Origin of the sequence: Streptomyces sp. NBC_00457 (genome assembly GCF_036014015.1) — a bacterium.
In the GTDB taxonomy this organism is placed as follows: domain Bacteria; phylum Actinomycetota; class Actinomycetes; order Streptomycetales; family Streptomycetaceae; genus Streptomyces.
Map to the genome: position 1 here is coordinate 1,456,543 of NZ_CP107905.1, position 15,274 is coordinate 1,471,816.

At 70.0% G+C, this 15,274-nt stretch carries 15 protein-coding genes; 6 read left to right on the plus strand and 9 right to left on the minus strand.

The features are described from left to right. Window positions 1-8: 8 nt before the first annotated feature. Window positions 9-665: a hypothetical protein gene (locus OG828_RS06665; protein WP_328500438.1), complete on the minus strand. Its 657-nt coding sequence runs from the start codon at window positions 663-665 to the stop codon at window positions 9-11. Between the two features lie 51 nt (window positions 666-716). Beyond that, on the minus strand, window positions 717-1,754 hold the full coding sequence (locus OG828_RS06670) for a LacI family DNA-binding transcriptional regulator (RefSeq protein ID WP_328500439.1): 1,038 nt from the start codon (window positions 1,752-1,754) through the stop codon (window positions 717-719). Between the two features lie 129 nt (window positions 1,755-1,883). On the opposite strand from OG828_RS06670, the gene OG828_RS06675 reads away from it, so the two are divergent. Further along, a complete protein-coding gene (locus tag OG828_RS06675; protein WP_328500440.1) occupies window positions 1,884-3,035 on the plus strand; it encodes a Gfo/Idh/MocA family protein in 1,152 nt (383 codons plus the stop codon). Here the strand turns inward: OG828_RS06675 and OG828_RS06680 are convergent. Next, a complete protein-coding gene (locus OG828_RS06680) occupies window positions 3,025-4,047 on the minus strand; it encodes a LacI family DNA-binding transcriptional regulator (RefSeq protein WP_301986103.1) in 1,023 nt (340 codons plus the stop codon). The genes OG828_RS06675 and OG828_RS06680 overlap by 11 nt on opposite strands. A 118-nt stretch (window positions 4,048-4,165) precedes the next feature. Between OG828_RS06680 and OG828_RS06685 the strand changes: the two genes are divergently transcribed. Genes OG828_RS06685 through OG828_RS06695 form a run of 3 tightly spaced genes read left to right on the plus strand, consistent with a single transcriptional unit; the run spans window position 4,166 to window position 7,155 of the window. After that, window positions 4,166-5,308 (plus strand): phytanoyl-CoA dioxygenase family protein, encoded by a 1,143-nt coding sequence (locus OG828_RS06685; protein ID WP_328500441.1) that lies wholly within the window; start codon window positions 4,166-4,168, stop codon window positions 5,306-5,308. 16 nt (window positions 5,309-5,324) lie between these two features. After that, window positions 5,325-6,101, plus strand: a complete 777-nt coding sequence (locus OG828_RS06690; protein WP_328500442.1) for an SDR family oxidoreductase — start codon at window positions 5,325-5,327, stop codon at window positions 6,099-6,101. 49 nt (window positions 6,102-6,150) lie between these two features. Next, complete coding sequence (locus OG828_RS06695; protein WP_328351404.1) at window positions 6,151-7,155, plus strand: Gfo/Idh/MocA family protein; 1,005 nt, start codon at window positions 6,151-6,153, stop codon at window positions 7,153-7,155. 47 nt (window positions 7,156-7,202) lie between these two features. On the opposite strand, the gene OG828_RS06700 is transcribed toward OG828_RS06695, so the two are convergent. The 5 genes from OG828_RS06700 to OG828_RS06720 form a co-directional block, all read right to left on the minus strand. Beyond that, window positions 7,203-8,528: an alpha/beta fold hydrolase gene (locus tag OG828_RS06700; RefSeq protein ID WP_328500443.1), complete on the minus strand. Its 1,326-nt coding sequence runs from the start codon at window positions 8,526-8,528 to the stop codon at window positions 7,203-7,205. A gap of 231 nt (window positions 8,529-8,759) precedes the next feature. Continuing rightward, window positions 8,760-9,662, minus strand: coding sequence for a sugar phosphate isomerase/epimerase family protein (locus tag OG828_RS06705; RefSeq protein WP_328437132.1), 903 nt, complete (start codon window positions 9,660-9,662; stop codon window positions 8,760-8,762). 1 nt (window position 9,663) lies between these two features. Beyond that, entirely contained in the window at window positions 9,664-10,578 is a 915-nt protein-coding gene (locus OG828_RS06710) for an ATP-binding cassette domain-containing protein (protein WP_328351411.1), read from the minus strand. Window positions 10,579-10,582: 4 nt separating this feature from the next. Further along, the gene (locus OG828_RS06715; RefSeq protein ID WP_210569159.1) at window positions 10,583-11,662 is read right to left on the minus strand and encodes an ABC transporter permease; all 1,080 of its coding nucleotides are present in this window, start codon (window positions 11,660-11,662) and stop codon (window positions 10,583-10,585) included. Then, window positions 11,662-12,675 carry a sugar ABC transporter substrate-binding protein gene (locus OG828_RS06720; protein WP_328351414.1) on the minus strand — a complete coding sequence of 338 codons (1,014 nt, stop codon included), beginning with the start codon at window positions 12,673-12,675 and terminating at the stop codon, window positions 11,662-11,664. The genes OG828_RS06715 and OG828_RS06720 overlap by 1 nt, the downstream gene beginning before the upstream one ends. A 298-nt stretch (window positions 12,676-12,973) precedes the next feature. Between OG828_RS06720 and OG828_RS06725 the strand changes: the two genes are divergently transcribed. Both OG828_RS06725 and OG828_RS06730 read left to right on the plus strand, forming a co-directional pair. Then, entirely contained in the window at window positions 12,974-13,651 is a 678-nt protein-coding gene (locus OG828_RS06725) for a PfkB family carbohydrate kinase (RefSeq protein ID WP_328500444.1), read from the plus strand. A 1-nt stretch (window position 13,652) separates the two neighbouring features. Next, window positions 13,653-14,438 carry a GntR family transcriptional regulator gene (locus OG828_RS06730; RefSeq protein ID WP_328500445.1) on the plus strand — a complete coding sequence of 262 codons (786 nt, stop codon included), beginning with the start codon at window positions 13,653-13,655 and terminating at the stop codon, window positions 14,436-14,438. Window positions 14,439-14,449: 11 nt separating this feature from the next. Here the strand turns inward: OG828_RS06730 and OG828_RS06735 are convergent, their stop codons facing one another. Beyond that, a complete protein-coding gene (locus tag OG828_RS06735) occupies window positions 14,450-15,265 on the minus strand; it encodes a DUF427 domain-containing protein (RefSeq protein ID WP_328500446.1) in 816 nt (271 codons plus the stop codon). Window positions 15,266-15,274 lie beyond the last annotated feature (9 nt).

Genomic DNA, 15,274 nt, shown 5'->3' on the forward strand with positions numbered 1-15,274 from the left:
TGACTCATTCAACCGATGACCTTTGCCGGGGGCCGCACGTCCAAGGGCTTGTCGAAGGCGCTGAACGTGGTGGTGGTGTCGAGGTCGGCGCCCTTGTAGACGGTCTTGAGAATGCACGGCTCGCCCTCGGTGGCGACATAGAAGGCGTAAGTGCCGCTTTTTTCCGCCTTGTCCGTCACCACCAGCTCGATCGCCGGCCTGCCGTCGACCTTGGTCAGCTCGCCTTTCTTCGCTGTGCCGAACGAGGCGAACTCCCGGGGGCAGGCAACGAGCCCGTCGCCTGGCTCCGCCTTGCTGGTGGGCGCCTTGATCCAGACGTCCTGCTTCTTCGCACCGGCCGTGGCCCGGCCCGACCACTTGTCGATGTACGTGCGATTCGGCCGGACGTAGTCCGTCTCGCTGATTCGGATCTGTTCCAGGGCAGCCCCATTGGGCCAGGTCGTCTTGGACGTGCACCTGCCCTTCAGGTCGGTCGTCACACGGCTGGAATAGCGATCACCGGCGGCTTTGATGGTGACCGCCTCTACCGTCACCGACTTGAGCGCATTCATCGTGTCGTTCGCGTCGTCGAGCATCTGCCCCGCGGACAGCTCCTCCGCAGCCGTGCCGTCTGAACAGCCGGTCATGGCGGCAGCCATCACCAGGCATGCCAGCGCAGCCGTCACTACGGTCGATGCCGTTCGCACAAGATCCCCCCAGGATGATGAGCCGTCAGGCTACCGGACCTGTTCGCTCACGGAACTCCGGCTTTCCCCTGTCGGCGGCGGTCCCGTCGTCCCCCGGATCTCCAGCGTCGGCACGGCGAGGTGGACGTCGCCCTGCCCCCCGCGTCCCGCGAACCGGTCGAGCAGGCGGCGGGCCGCGCGGCGGCCGACCTCGTGGCCGGCGTTGTCGACGGTGGTGAGCCAGACGTGGCGCAGGCGGGAGATGCTGGTGTTGTCGTAGCCGACGACGGAGACATCGCGGGGGACGCGCAGGCCCAGTTCGTCGGCGGCTGAGAGGGCGCCGACGGAGGCGATGTCGTTGACGGCGAAGACGGCGGTGGGGCGGTCGGGGCGGCTCAGGAGGCGGACGGTGGTGCGGTAGCCGCCCTCCTCGGTCATGTCGCTGGGTTCGACCACGGCGCCGTCCGCGAGGCCGTGCGCCCGCATCGTCTCCTCGAAGCTGCGCCGCCGCAGTTCGCCGACCGCGCCGAAGCCCGCGATGTGCGCGATCCGCCGGTGGCCGAGCCCGATGAGGTGCTCGGTGACCAGCCGCGCGCCCTTCGCGTCGTCGCCCGCGACCACGTCGACGCCGGCCGGCACCGCCTCGCGCGCGCCCGCGACGACGACGGGGATCCGCTCGGCGACCGCGCCGAGCGCCGCCGGGTCGGGCAGCGTGCCGACCACGACCAGGCCGTCGACCTGGAGGTCCAGGAAGGGACGGGCGAGGTCCTGGCCTATGCGGCGGTTGAGGCGGGCGTCGGCCAGCAGCATGTGCAGGCCGTTGTCGTGCAGGAGGGAGTTGAGGCCGTCCAGAAGGTCCACGAACCACGGGTTGCGCAGGTCGTTCAGGAGGACGCCCACCGTGCGGGAGCGCTGCTCGCTGAGGCTGCGCGCGGCGGCGTTGGGACGGTAGCCGAGCTCGCGCACCGCCCGCAGCACGGCGTCCCGCTTCTCGGGCCGTACCTGCGCGGAACCGCGCAGCACCAGGGAGACCAGCGACTTGGAGACACCGGCGCGTTCGGCAACGTCTCGGATGGTCGGCGCTCTCATGAAGTGGACCGTTCCACGAGGTGGACGGCTTGTCAAAGCCCTTGACACCATGCGGATACCCCGCTCAGGGTGGCCTGGACAGGATATGGACCGGTCCAAAGAGGCCCACGTGGCCGAAGAGGGGCTCTCATGGTGGATACGCTCGGTGTCGCCGTCGTCGGATTCGGCTGGATGGGCCGGGTGCACACCCAGGCGTACGCCCGAGTCCCGCACCACTACCCCCGACTCCCCCTGCGACCCGAACTCGTGACCGTCGCCGAGGAGGTGCCCGGCCGGGCCGAGGAGGCCGCCGCGCAGTTCGGCTTCGCCTCGACCACCCGCGACTGGCGCGAGGTGGCCGCCGATCCCCGCGTCCAGGCGGTCAGCATCACCGCCCCGAACTTCCTGCACCGCGAGATCGGCGTCGCGATGGCGGAGGCCGGCAAGCACATCTGGATCGAGAAGCCGGTCGGCCTGACCGCCGACGACGCCCGGTCGGTCGCCGACGCCGTGGCCAAGGCGGGCGTGCAGAGCGCGGTCGGCTTCAACTACCGCAACGCGCCCGCCGTCGCGACCGCCCGCGAGCTGATCGCGGCGGGCGACATCGGCACGGTCACGCATGTCCGCATCCGGCTCTTCAGCGACTACGCGGCGCATCCCGACGGCGCGCTGACCTGGCGGTACGAGCGGGAGCGCGGCGGCAGCGGAGTGCTGGGCGACCTCGCCTCGCACGGCGCCGACCTGGCCCGCTTCCTGCTGGGCGACATCGCGTCACTCACCGCCGACACGGCGATCTTCGTCCCCGAGCGGGCCCGCCCCCTCGGCGCCACCGCAGGTCACACCCGTGCCACCGGCGGCGCACTCGGCCCGGTCGAGAACGAGGACTACGTCAGCTGCCTGCTGCGCTTCGCCTCCGGCGCCCGCGGTGTCCTGGAGGCCAGCCGGGTCGCCGTCGGCGAGCAGAACAACTACGGCTTCGAGGTGCACGGCACCGAGGGCGCCGTCTTCTGGGACTTCCGCCGCATGAACGAACTGGGCGTCAGCCGCGGCACGACGTACCAGGACCAGCCCGTCAGCACGGTTTACGTCGGCCCGGGCGACGGCGAGTACGCCGCCTTCCAGCCGGGCGCGGCCAACAGCATGGGCTACGACGACCTCAAGGTCATCGAGGCCCACCGCTTCCTGCGCTCGATCGCCGAGGGCGCCCCGTACGGGGCGACGCTCGCGGACGCCGTGCACAGTGCGGCCGTACTCGACGCGATGGCGCGGTCGGCCGAGAGCGGTGCCTGGGTCACGCCGTAGGCATGTTGTACGGCGTCACGACCTGGATCGCGGACGGCAGGGCCGGTCCCGCGGGCGGGAGGGCTCCATGGGCCCGCATGACGAGGTGGCAGGCCTCGCGCATGTCCTGGCGCAGGTCGTGGTGGAGGACGGCGGACAGCCGGTGCTCGCGCAGCAGCCGGGTGTTGTCGTGGTCGAGGTCGTGCGCGACGAACACCACGCACTCCCGGCCCAGGTCCTCGAAGGCGCGCAGGGTGGCGATGTTGCCGCCGCCGATCGAGTAGACCGCCCGGATGTCGGGGTCGCGTTTCAGGGCGGCGCGGACGAGGTCGTACTGCGTGGCGTCGAGGCCCTGTCCCTCGGCGATCTCGACCAGCGTGCGGTCCGGGTGCCGGGCGCGCATGGCGCTGCGGAAGCCCATCTCGCGCTCCTCCTCGTTGCGGAAGAACCCGCTGCTGAGGCTGGTGAGCACATTGCCGGGGCGGTCCCCGAGCCACTGGCCCATGAGGTACGCGGCGGTCGCCCCGGCGGCCCGGTTGTCTATGCCGACATAGGCGAGGCGCGGCGTGGCGGGCAGGTCCGTCACCAGGGTCACCACCGGGATGCCCGCCTCCGCGAGCCTGGTGACGGCGGCTGTGACCTCGGGGACGTCCGGCGCCTTGAGGATCACGCCCTGCGAGCCGCGCCGGGCGATCCGGTCCAGCGTCGCGGTCAGCTCCCGCACCGGGCCGGTCTCCCGGAAGTGGAAGCGGGAGCGTACGACGGCCGGGTGCAGGGACGGCAGCTCGGCTTCGAGGGCGGCGCGTACGGCGGTGGAGAACCGTTCGGGTGTCTGCATCACGATGTCGATCATGAAGGTGCGGCCGACCAGCCTGACCTGGGTGCGCTGCCGGTCCAGATCGGCGATGGCCTGCCGGACCTCGCGCTCGGTGCTCTCGCGCACTCCTCCCCGCCCGTTGAGCACGCGGTCGACGGTGGCCTCGCTCAGGCCTGCCTGACGTGCGATCTCCCGGATCGGGAAGGGGTGGCCCATAGGGACGGCTCCTTAGGTTGCCCTGAGGGGTTTTTGATGGCTGCCTGCTGGTTGTTCGACGGGTTTGTACTGACAAGAATGACAGGGCTGAGTCGCCGCTGTCACCGAAGGGACGACGATGTCCTCCACCTCCTGGCTGACCGAGCAGGACTGCGATCTCGACGCCTTCCGCGCGCTGGTCGAGCGGACGACCGAGACCGCCGACTACCCGCACGCTGCGGCCGTGGAGCAGAACGTCCTGGTGTACGACGGCGACCGGCTGCGCGACACGAACCGCCGGGACGTCCAGGCCGAGCTGGTCCGCGCGCTGACCGACGGACCCGGCATCGTCGTCTTCCGGCGGGCCTTTCCGGACCTGGACGCCGTCGACCGTCTCACCGCCGTCTTCGACGCCCTGATCGCCGAGCAGCACGCCTCGGGCGCGAGCGCCGGTGACCACTTCGCGAAGCCCGGCGCCAACGACCGGGTGTGGAACGCCCTGGAGAAGGCGGCCCTGTACGACCCCGAGGCGTTCGCCGACTACTACGCCAACGACATCCTGGCTCTCGTCTCGCAGGCCTGGCTCGGCCCCGGCTACCAGGTCACCTCGCAGGTCAACGTGGTCAACCCGGGCGGCGCGGCCCAGACCGCACACCGGGACTACCACCTCGGGTTCCTCTCCAACGAGACGGCCGCCGCCTACCCGGCGCACGTCCACCGCCTCTCCCCCGTGCTCACCCTTCAGGGCGCGGTCGCGCACTGCGACATGCCGGTGGAGTCCGGCCCGACGATGTACCTGCCGTACTCGCAGTCGTACGAGCCCGGCTATCTGGCGTGGCGACTGCCCCAGTTCCAGGACTGTTTCGCGGACCGGCACGTCCAGCTTCCGCTCGCCAAGGGCGACGCCGTCTTCTTCAACCCAGCCCTGTTCCACGCCGCCGGCACCAACCGCTCCGCGGACATCCGGCGGATGGCCAACCTCCTCCAGGTGTCGTCCGCGTTCGGGCGGGCGATGGAGACGGTGGACCGGGAGGCGATCGCGAACGCCCTCTACCCCGTGCTGCTCAAGCGCAGGTCCGAAGGCGAGCGGTGGCTGGACAACGTCATCGCCGCGAGCGCCGAGGGCTACCCCTTCCCCACCAACCTCGACAGCGATCCGCCGGTGGACGGTCTGGCCCCGCCCTCGCAGGCCGACGTCGTACGGCGGGCGGCGCGTGAGGCATGGACATCCGAGGCTCTGCGTGACGAGCTGCGGGCCGGCGCCGAGCGGCGCGAGAGCTGAAAGGACCTGACACGACATGGGACTTCTCGACGACAAGGTCGTCCTCGTGGGCGGCGGCAGCCAAGGCGTCGGCGCCGCCGTCGCGCGGGCGGCGTCCCGCGAGGGAGCGATCGTGGCCGTCACCGGCCGGCGTACGGCCCCCGGCGAGGCGTTGGTGACCGAGCTGACGGCCGCCGGCGGCAAGGCCATGTTCATCCGGGTCGACCTGGCGGACGCCGAGCAGGCGAAGACGGCCGTCGGCGACGTCGTCTCCACCTACGGCCGGATCGACTGCCTGGTCAACTCGGCGGGGCTGACCTCACGGGGCACGCTCCTCGACACCACGCCCGAGCTGTTCGACCAGCACATCGCGATCAACCTCAGGGCGCCCTTCTTCACCATGCAGGCCGCCGTCGAGGACATGGTGGCCCGCAAGGCGCCCGGCACGATCGTCAACATCATCACGTCCTCGGCCCACGGCGGACAGCCGTTCCTGGCGCCGTACGTCGCCGCCAAGGCCGGGCTCATCGGCCTGACCCGCAACGCCGCGCACGCGCACCGCTGGGACCGGATCCGGATCAACGGCCTCAACATCGGCTGGACCGCGACGGAGGGCGAGGACGCGACCCAGAAGACCTTCCACGGCGCGGGGGACGACTGGCGTGAGGAGGCTGCCGGGAAGCTGCCGATGGGAAAGCTGGGCCAGCCGGACGAGATCGCGGACTTCGTGGTCTTCCTGCTGTCGGACCGGTCGGGCGTGGTCACCGGTTCGGTGATCGACTGGGACCAGAACGTACTCGGCGGACTCGACTGAAACTTCTCCGCAAGGCAAGAAACCCGCACCTTCCAAGGAGCAACACCCCATGCGTATCGGCATCCTCGGCCTCGGCCGCATCGGCGCCTTCCACGCCGAGACTCTGTCCGGACTCGACGCGGTCGACTCCCTCGTCGTCACCGACCCGTTCGCGGAGGCCGCCAAGGCCGCCGCGGAGCGGTTCGGTGCCGAGGTCGTGGACTCGCCCGAGGCCCTGCTGGCCGCCGGCGTGGACGGCATCGTCGTCGCCGCGGCGACGGACGCCCACCCCGCGCTGATCCTGGCCGGGGTCGAGGCCGGTATCCCCGTGTTCTGTGAGAAGCCCGTCGCCAAGACGATGAGCGAGGGCGTCGAGGTACTGAAGGCCGTCGAGGGCAGCGGCGTGCCGATCCAGATCGGCTACAACCGCCGCTTCGACGCCGGGTTCGTCGCCGCGCGGGCCGCCGTGCAGAGCGGCGAGCTGGGCAAGCTGCACACCGTACGGTCGACCACGCTCGACCCGGCGCCGCCGCCGGCTGCGTACATCGCCGCCTCCGGTGGCATCTTCCGGGACTGCTCGGTGCACGACTTCGACATCATCCGCTGGGTGACCGGCCGCGAGGTGACGGAGGTGTACGCCGTCGGCGGCAACCGGGGTGCGGACTACATCAAGGAGGCGGGCGACGCCGACACCACCGGCGCGATCCTGACCCTGGACGACGGCACGATCGCCGTGGTCTCCAACTCCCGCCACAACGCCCGGGGTTACGACGTCCGGATGGAGATCCACGGCTTCACGGACTCCATCGCCGTCGGCCTGGAGGACAAGCTGCCGCTGCGCTCGGTCGAGCCCGGCGTGACCTTCCCGGCGGGCACCCCGCACGACTTCTTCATGGACCGCTTCACCGCGGCCTACCGCGCCGAACTCACCGCGTTCACCGAGGTCGTGGCCGGTACCCGGCCCTCGCCGTGCACGATCGCGGACGCGCTGGAGGCGGGCTGGATCGCGGACGCGTGCACGCTGTCGCTGCACGAGCACCGGCCGGTGACGATCGAGGAAGTGCGCGCGGTCTGACGTACGAGAAAGGGGGCCCGGCGGTCGAACCGCCGAGCCCCCTCTTCTCATGGCTGGAGGGGCATGCTCCAGCAGTTGGACTTCGCCGGCTCGCCCGCCAGACGGTCCGTCAGCCACGAGACCGCCGCACCCTGATCGGCGAGCAGGGGCGCGAAGTGGTTGAGCAGCGCGTCGCCGAGGCTGGGCAGGACCACCGCCTTGTAGGTGATGTCGACTCCCTTCTTGCACCACGTGGCGGCGAGATCGCGGGACTGCCCGTGCGGTACGAGGTTGTCCGCGGTGCCGGTGGCGAGACGGACCGGGCTCTTCGGCAGATGCGTGCCGATGCGCTGATCGTCGAGGAACGCCTGGACCTTGGGCTCGGAGCGGATGATCTCGCTGATGGACCGGCCGTCCTTGGTCCACTTGGTGCTGCTCGCGAAGCCGTATCCGAAGAGCGCGTCGCCGACACACATCGTCGACAGGTCCTTCAGCGCGGCCTTGCCCCTGTCATTGAGGTGGGCCTCGGCGATCGGCCGCAGCTCCGGGTCGGACTGCAGGAACCCGTTGAGCGACCAGCCCAGGGCCCCGGCCAGGTCGCTGCCGTCGATGGCCTCGGTGACCGCGTCCAGGTCGGCCGGCGGAGCGCCCGCATAGGTGCCCGCGAGCGTCAACTCCGGGGCGTACGAGGGCTGCAGCTCGGCTGCCGCGGCCGAGGCCCCGCCGCCCTGGCTGTAGCCGAACAGACCGACCTTCGAACCGGAGGTGACCGACGCCCCGGCGAGGGCACGGGCCGCGCGGACGGCGTCCAACACCGCGTGCGCCTCGTCGACCCGGTTGACGTACGTGTGCAGCCGGTCGGTCGCGCCGAGTCCGGCGTAGTCGGTGACGACCACCGCGACGCCCTTGGCCAGCAGCCGGTAGACCGCCAGATTCTCGTAACCGACGGACACCGTCCGGCCGTTGAACCGCAGCGGGTGCTCCAGGCCCATGGAGGCCGCGCACTGGTCGCCCTGCCCCATGGTGCCGGGTGCCACCGCGACCAGCGGACGCGGACCGGAGCCCTTCCAGGCGGCGGAGGGTTCGATGTAGGCGCCGGTGACGGCCACCGGTCTGCCGTTGGAATCCGTGGACTTGTACATCAGACGGGTCGCCTCGCCCGGCAGCGTTCCGTTCAGGCCGGGCAGGCTCAGGGCGAGGTGCAGCGGCTCACTGCGGATCAACGCGCCATCGGCCGCCGGGAGTGAGGCCGGCGGGTTGTAGAACGCGGGGATCGTGACACCCCGGGACACCACCTCGGTGTCCGCGTCCGCCGCCGCGGCGGCCGGCAGGGCCTGGGCACCGAGGCAGGCGGCGGTGGACACCGCTATGAGCAGGCATCTTCCGAGAGACATGCGGCTCCTCCTGGGGAGAGGCATGCGGAGCGGCCTGCCCGGCCTCGTGGGGTCAGGCCGGGCAGGTGGGGTCGAGGACGCACGTCGTCCCACGGCGTCCTCGGACCGCTCCACAATGGATTGCCGCGACCCTACTCACGCGTAAGTTACTCGCGGTATCCCTCGGATTATTACGCTTCAGTAATATGACGCTGTGTCTAACAACGATCATTTCCCGTGGTCAGGCAGTAGTCAGGCACCGCAGGACCGCAGGAACTTCCGTGTACGCACGGCGATGGGCAGGGGCTTGTCGGGCTCGCACGGGTACATGTCCTGCTCGACGATCGCGAACAGGTCCACGCCCAGCCGCTGGGCCGCGACCAGAACCGGCTCCAACTCCGGTACCCCGGACGGGGGTTCGCACATCACCCCGCGCTGCACCGCGGGCCCGAACGGCACCTCGTTCGCCACCACGTCGGCGAGGATCTCCGGGTCGACCTGCTTGAGGTGCAGATAGCCGATGCGCTCGCCGTACGTCTCGATCAGCTTGACGCTGTCGCCGCCGCAGTAGGCGTAGTGGCCGGTGTCCAGGCAGAGGTTGACCAGTTCGGAGTCGGTCGAGTCGAGGAACCGCTCGACGTGGTCCTCGGTGTCGATATGGGTGTCGGCGTGCGGGTGGACGACGATGTCGAGTCCGTACGCCTCCTTGACCTCGTGTCCGAGCCGTTCCATTCCCTTGGTGAGGTGGGCCCACTGCTCGCCGGTCAGCTCCGGCGGTTCGAGGATCTCGGCGGTCTTGTCGTCGCGCCAGAAGGACGGGATGACGACGAGATGCCGGGCGCCCATGGCCTGGGTGAGCGCGGCGACCTGGCTGACGTGCTCCCAGGTGGACTCCCAGACGGAGGGGCCGCGGTGCATGCCGGTGAAGACCGTACCCGCGGACACCTTCAGGTCACGCTTGGCGATCTCGTCGGTGAGCCGCGCCGGGTCGGTCGGGAGATAGCCGTACGGGCCCAGCTCGATCCAGGGGTAGCCGGCCTCCGCGACCTCGTCCAGGAAGCGTTCCCAGGGCACCTGCTGCGGGTCGTCGGGGAACCAGACGCCCCAGGAGTCGGGGGCCGAGCCGACCCGGATGCGGTCCAGCGCAGGGGTCATGTCAGGACTTCCCTTCGGCGGAGGTCGCCACGGGGGCGGTGAGGTCCCCCTCTTCCGGAAGCTTCTCGACGTCCACGCCCCGGACCTGGCTCAACTCGTGCTTGAGCGCGGCCAGTTCGGTGCCGCCGGCCATGTGGTTGGTGAGTTCCTCGAGGCTGACGTCGTCGCGGGAGGCGTTCAGCTCCATGGTGCCGAGGCGCAGGACGCTGAAGTGGTCGCCGACCATGTAGGCGTGGTGGGGGTTGTGGGTGATGAAGATGACGCCGAGACCCCGGTCGCGGGCGGCGGCGATGTACTTCAGGACCACGCCGGACTGCTTGACGCCGAGGGCGGCGGTGGGCTCGTCCAGGATGAGGACGCGGGCGCCGAAGTAGACGGCGCGGGCGATCGCCACGCACTGGCGCTGGCCGCCGGAGAGCGTGCCGATGGGCTGCTCCAGGTCGTCGAGGATGATGCCCATGTTGCGCAGCTCTTCGTCGGCCGTCTTCTTCATCCGCTCGATGTCGAGGCGGCGGACGGGCCAGGGGCCCTTGGTCATCTCGGAGCCGAGGAAGAAGTTCCGCCAGACCGGCATCAGCGGGACCACGGCGAGGTCCTGGTAGACGGTGGCGATGCCCTTGTCGAGGGCCTCGCGCGGGGTGGAGAAGCGCACCGGCTCGCCGTCGACGAGGAACTGGCCCTCGGTGTGCTGGTGCAGCCCCGAGATGATCTTGATGAGGGTGGATTTGCCGGCGCCGTTGTCGCCGAGGACGCAGGAGACCTGCTGGGGAAAGACCTTCAGGTCGACGCTGTGCAGGGCGCGGATGTTGCCGTACGACTTGCCCGCGTTGCGCAGTTCGACGATCGGCGTGTCCTTGTCGGGGACGGCGTCCGCGAGGACTGCGCCGTGCGTGCCGGTTCCGTTGCTGGATGTCATCGGGTCACCTCCTGGTCGCCGTACGGCTGACCCACAGATTGATCAGGACGGCGCCGAGCAGCATCACGCCGAGGAACGCCTTGAACCAGTCGGGGTTCCAGCCGGCGTAGACGATGCCCTGCTGCACCATGCCGAACATGAAGGCGCCGAAGACCGGGCCGATCGCGCTGCCGGCGCCGCCGGTCAGCAGACAGCCGCCGATCACCGCGGCGGAGATGTAGATCAGCTCGATGCCGACGCCCTCGCCGGACTGCACGGTGTTGAAGGAGAACAGCTGGTGCATGCCGAGGAACCAGGCGCCGAGGCCGACCAGCATGAACAGCGAGATCTTGGTGAAGGCGACCGGGACACCGACGGCCCGCGCGCTGTCCTTGTTGCCGCCGACCGCGAAGATCCAGTTGCCGTACTTGGTGCGCAGCAGGACCCACGTGGCGATCGCCGCGAAGACCAGCCAGTACACGATGGTGATCTTCACATTGACGCCGCCGACCTCGAAGGACGAGGCGAAGATGGCCTTGGCCTGGTCGAAGCCGTCCATGTCGCTGATGTTGTCGGTCGCGACATTGCCGGTGACCAGTTTCGTCACCGCCAGGTTGATGCCCTGGAGCATCAGGAAGGTGCCCAGGGTGACCAGGAAGCTCGGCAGTCCGGTCTTGACCACCATCCAGCCGTTGAAGAACCCGACCGCCAGCGAGACCAGCAGCGCCGCGAGCACGCCGACCCAGACGTTCATGCTCAGCTGGTAGGCGAGCATGCTCGCGGTCAGCGCCGAGGTGATCACCGCGACACCGGACGACAGGTCGAACTCCCCGCCGATCATCAGCAGCGCCACCGGGATCGTCACGATCCCGATCGTCGACGACTGGTACAGGACGTTCGCCATCGAGCTGCCGTCGCGCACCGGCGGCGCCGCGACGAGGAAGAAGATGTACACCGCGACGGCGCCGAGGAAGACGCCGATCTCGGGGCGGCCGAGCAGCCGTAGCGCCAGCGGGCGCTGTGCGGTCCGCCCGTCCTTCTCCTTGCCGGGGCCGGGGGCCGGCGGTGTGGTCACCGCCGGCTCAGCCTGTTGGGCCATGCTCATCACCGGGTGCCCTTCGCGGCGAAGGCGGCGACCGCCTCGACGTTGGACTTGTCGACGAACGCCGGGCCGGTCAGCACCGGCTGCTCTCCGCCGCCCATGTAATTGCCGTTGTTCTTGTAGAGCCACAGCGAGTCGATCGCGAGGTAGCCCTGGAGGTAGGGCTGCTGGTCGACGGCGAACTCGATGCTGCCTTCGCTGATGGCGCTGGTCAGCTCCTTGTTGAGGTCGAAGGTGGCGACCTTGGCCTTGCTGCCCGTCTCCTCGACCACCTGTGCGGCCGTCAGCGCGAACGGGGCACCGAGCGTGACGACGTGGTCGATCGCCTTGTCCTCGGTGAGCTTGGCGGTGATCGTCGACTTCACGGACGGCATGTCGGTGCCGTTGACGTTGAGGGGCTCGATGTCGCCGTTGAAGGTCTTGGCCACACCGTCACAGCGCTGGGTCAGGCCGATGTTGCCCTGCTCCTGGATGACACAGACGGCCTTCTTGGCGCCGGCCTCGTTCAGCCGCTTGCCGAGTGCCTCGCCCGCGACCGTCTCGTCCTGGCCGAAGAACTCCATCAGGCCGAGCTTCTGCCATTCGCTCACACCGGAGTTGAGGCCGACGACGGGTATGTTCGCCGCCTTCGCCTTGCTGACGACGTCCTTGAGGGCGTCCGGCTTGGCGAGGGTGATCGCGATGCCGTCGACCTTCTGGTCGATGGCGTTCTGCACCAGGTTGGCCTGGTTGCCCGCGTTGGGGTCGGCGGAGTAGATCAGCTTGACGTTGTCCTTGGCCGCGGCGGCCTGGGCACCCTTGCGGACGATGTCCCAGAAGGTGTCACCGGGCGCCTGGTGCGTGACCAGTGCGACCGTCATCTGGGGCGTGTTGGCCTTGCCCGCAGAGGCGCCTTCCGCGCTCTCCTCGGCCTTCTTGCCGCCGGAGCTGCTGGAGCAGCCTGCGAGGGTGAGGGCAGCTGCTGCCGCCACGGCCACTACGGGGGCGAATCTGCGGGAGCGAGCGGAGCGGTCCATCTTTCCTGCACCTCACTGTGCGACGGGGAACGACGGCGCAGGAGGCGGCGGATCTGGGGATCCGGAGGCCGGGCCCTTACGGGTCCGGGTCTTGCGCCGCCGAACGTGGCTTGTCTGCTGGGACGGGATCAAATCCCTTGGCGGGGCCGCTGTCAATACTTTGTTAAGACATCATTTCACAAACAGGTCCGAATGTTAGAACAAACCATTGACAGCATCGGTCTTCGCGCCCTACAACCTGAGAGTCGGCAGGCCCCATGGGTGGGACCACCTTCCCTCAGCTCGACGAGGAGCGCGCATGGCCGAGTCAGCCCAGCCATATGATCTCATCACGATGGGCCGCACAGGAATCGGGGACGCGGCCGCGGACGTGGCGGTCGCCGCCGCCGGCCTGGGCCGTTCCACGGTCGTGCTGACCTCCACCGGCGACGATCCCTACGAGATGGACTGCTTCGCCATCCGCGCGGCCCGCGTTTTCTGGATCACCGGTACCGGCCTGAGCCACGAGCCCAGGCGGTCCGCCGTGCTCGCCGCGCTCAAGGCCCGCGGCCGGGCCGGCATCACCGTCTTCGACCTCGACTGGCGCCCGCAGTCCTGGTCGGACCCGGACGAAGCCCGCCCGTACTACGCCGAGGCGCTGCGGCACGCCACCGTCGCGGTCGGCACCCTCGACGCATGCCGGACCATGACCGGCGTACGCGAACCGCTCGCGTGCGCGCGGGCGTTGCTCGACGCGGGGGTCGAGACGGCGGTGGTCAGGCTGGGTGCCGCGGGCGTACTCGCCATGCGCCACGACGGCAGCACGGCCGAGGCGCCTCCCGCCCCCGCAGGGCCGGTCAACGGCCATGGCGGGGGCGGGGCGTTCGGCGGGGCGCTGTGTCACGGGCTGCTGTCCGGCTGGGATCTGGCGACGACCGTACAGTACGCGGCCGTATCTCCCGCCTCAACCGACCGTCCTTCACAGGGAGTTGGCTAGCATGGCGAGGACCGGTGGCGCCGCGCGTGCCGTGCCCTCCCCCGGGCTCGACGCGGTGGACTTCGCCCTGGACCGGGGCAGTCCGGTGCCTCTGTACTACCAACTCGCCCAGCAGCTGGAGGCGGCGATCGAGCACGGCGTGCTCGCCCCGGGCAACCTCCTCGGCAACGAGATCGACCTGTCCATCCGCCTCGGCCTGTCCCGGCCCACCGTCCGCCAGGCCATCCAGTCCCTCGTCGACAAGGGGCTGCTCGTCCGCCGCCGCGGCGTCGGCACCCAGGTCGTGCACAGCCAGGTCAAGCGCCCGCTCGAACTCAGCAGTCTCTACGACGACTTGGAGACGGCCGGGCAGGGACCCACCACGGAGGTGCTGCGCAACGAGCGGGTGGCGGCCACCGCCGAGGTCGCGGCCGCCCTCGGGCTCGCGGAGGGCGCCGAGGTCGTCGTCCTGGAGCGGCTGCGCCGTACGCACGGCCAGCCGGTGGCGTTCCTCTGCAACCATCTGCCGGCCGGCCTGCTCGCCCTGGACACTCCCCGGCTCGAGTCGACCGGCCTGTACCGTCTGCTGCGCTCCGCCGGAATCACCCTGCACAGCGCCCGCCAGACCATCGGCGCCCGCTCCGCCACCCCCGACGAGGCCGCCCGCCTCGACGAGAAGGAGGGCGCGGCCCTGCTCACCATGCAGCGCACGGCCTACGACGACACCGGCCGGCCGATCGAGTACGGAACGCACATCTACCGCGCCTCCCGGTACGCCTTCGACTTCCGTCTGCTGGTCAGGCCCTGACCGGCCCCGCGCTACGGGCGCGGCCGGGTGCCGAGCGACGCGCTGAACGGGGTGACCGGGCGTTCGAGGCGTTCGCCGTCCACGGTGATGTCGATCGCCTCGTTGTAGAAGGCGAAGCGCCCCCTGATCGCGGCCACCGCGGGAAGCGGGTCCGGGTAGCTCCAGAGCAGGTTCGGCGGTACGTCGGCCTCGCCCCGCCACGACCAGTAGTCGGCGGTGCCCTTGTACGGGCATGACGTGTGGTGGTCGGTGGGGACGAACAGATCGCGGCGGACGTCCTCGGGCGGGATGTAGTACCGCGTCGGCAGCGAGGTCTCGAAGAGCAGCACCGGGCGAAGGGTGTCGGCGACGAGCGTGCCGTCGATCTCGACCTGGACATGGCGGCTGCTGGGGAGCGCGTCCACTCGTTTGTGCGGGTCACGCGGGTGGACGAAGATCTCCTCGTCCTCCTCGTACCAGCGGTCGAGACCCCTGTCCCAGCGCAGGAACCACGCGAAGGCGATGTGCCCGGCCAGATCCTCGGCGGGGAAGGTCCACGCCGCGTTCTCCACCACCTCGCCGTCGACCTCGAGGTCGTAGAAGACCTGTGAGCCGGTGTGCGTGCCGGTCGGCGGGTTCTTGGCCGGACGGAGGAGGTCGGTGCGGACCTCCTCGCGCGGAAAGGCGTACTGCGGTACGGGCAGTTCGGGCTCCCAGACGAGGACGGGATGCCGGCTGTTCACCACGGTGACATCACCCTTGACGCCGCGCACCCAGCGTTCGCCGGGCTCCCACAGGAGGCCCTCGGGGGTGGTCCGGATGGATCGCTCGGTGGGCAGCATGGACATGACCCGCTC

What these genes read in the sequence shown, in the direction of transcription:
- OG828_RS06670 (WP_328500439.1), bottom strand. Translation starts at nt 1,754, where the DNA reads ATGAGAGCGCCGACCATCCGAGACGTTGCCGAACGCGCCGGTGTCTCC.
- OG828_RS06675 (WP_328500440.1), top strand. Translation starts at nt 1,884, where the DNA reads ATGGTGGATACGCTCGGTGTCGCCGTCGTCGGATTCGGCTGGATGGGC.
- OG828_RS06680 (WP_301986103.1), bottom strand. Translation starts at nt 4,047, where the DNA reads ATGGGCCACCCCTTCCCGATCCGGGAGATCGCACGTCAGGCAGGCCTG.
- OG828_RS06685 (WP_328500441.1), top strand. Translation starts at nt 4,166, where the DNA reads ATGTCCTCCACCTCCTGGCTGACCGAGCAGGACTGCGATCTCGACGCC.
- OG828_RS06690 (WP_328500442.1), top strand. Translation starts at nt 5,325, where the DNA reads ATGGGACTTCTCGACGACAAGGTCGTCCTCGTGGGCGGCGGCAGCCAA.
- OG828_RS06695 (WP_328351404.1), top strand. Translation starts at nt 6,151, where the DNA reads ATGCGTATCGGCATCCTCGGCCTCGGCCGCATCGGCGCCTTCCACGCC.
- OG828_RS06700 (WP_328500443.1), bottom strand. Translation starts at nt 8,528, where the DNA reads ATGTCTCTCGGAAGATGCCTGCTCATAGCGGTGTCCACCGCCGCCTGC.
- OG828_RS06705 (WP_328437132.1), bottom strand. Translation starts at nt 9,662, where the DNA reads ATGACCCCTGCGCTGGACCGCATCCGGGTCGGCTCGGCCCCCGACTCC.
- OG828_RS06710 (WP_328351411.1), bottom strand. Translation starts at nt 10,578, where the DNA reads ATGACATCCAGCAACGGAACCGGCACGCACGGCGCAGTCCTCGCGGAC.
- OG828_RS06715 (WP_210569159.1), bottom strand. Translation starts at nt 11,662, where the DNA reads ATGAGCATGGCCCAACAGGCTGAGCCGGCGGTGACCACACCGCCGGCC.
- OG828_RS06720 (WP_328351414.1), bottom strand. Translation starts at nt 12,675, where the DNA reads ATGGACCGCTCCGCTCGCTCCCGCAGATTCGCCCCCGTAGTGGCCGTG.
- OG828_RS06725 (WP_328500444.1), top strand. Translation starts at nt 12,974, where the DNA reads ATGGCCGAGTCAGCCCAGCCATATGATCTCATCACGATGGGCCGCACA.
- OG828_RS06730 (WP_328500445.1), top strand. Translation starts at nt 13,653, where the DNA reads ATGGCGAGGACCGGTGGCGCCGCGCGTGCCGTGCCCTCCCCCGGGCTC.
- OG828_RS06735 (WP_328500446.1), bottom strand. Translation starts at nt 15,265, where the DNA reads ATGTCCATGCTGCCCACCGAGCGATCCATCCGGACCACCCCCGAGGGC.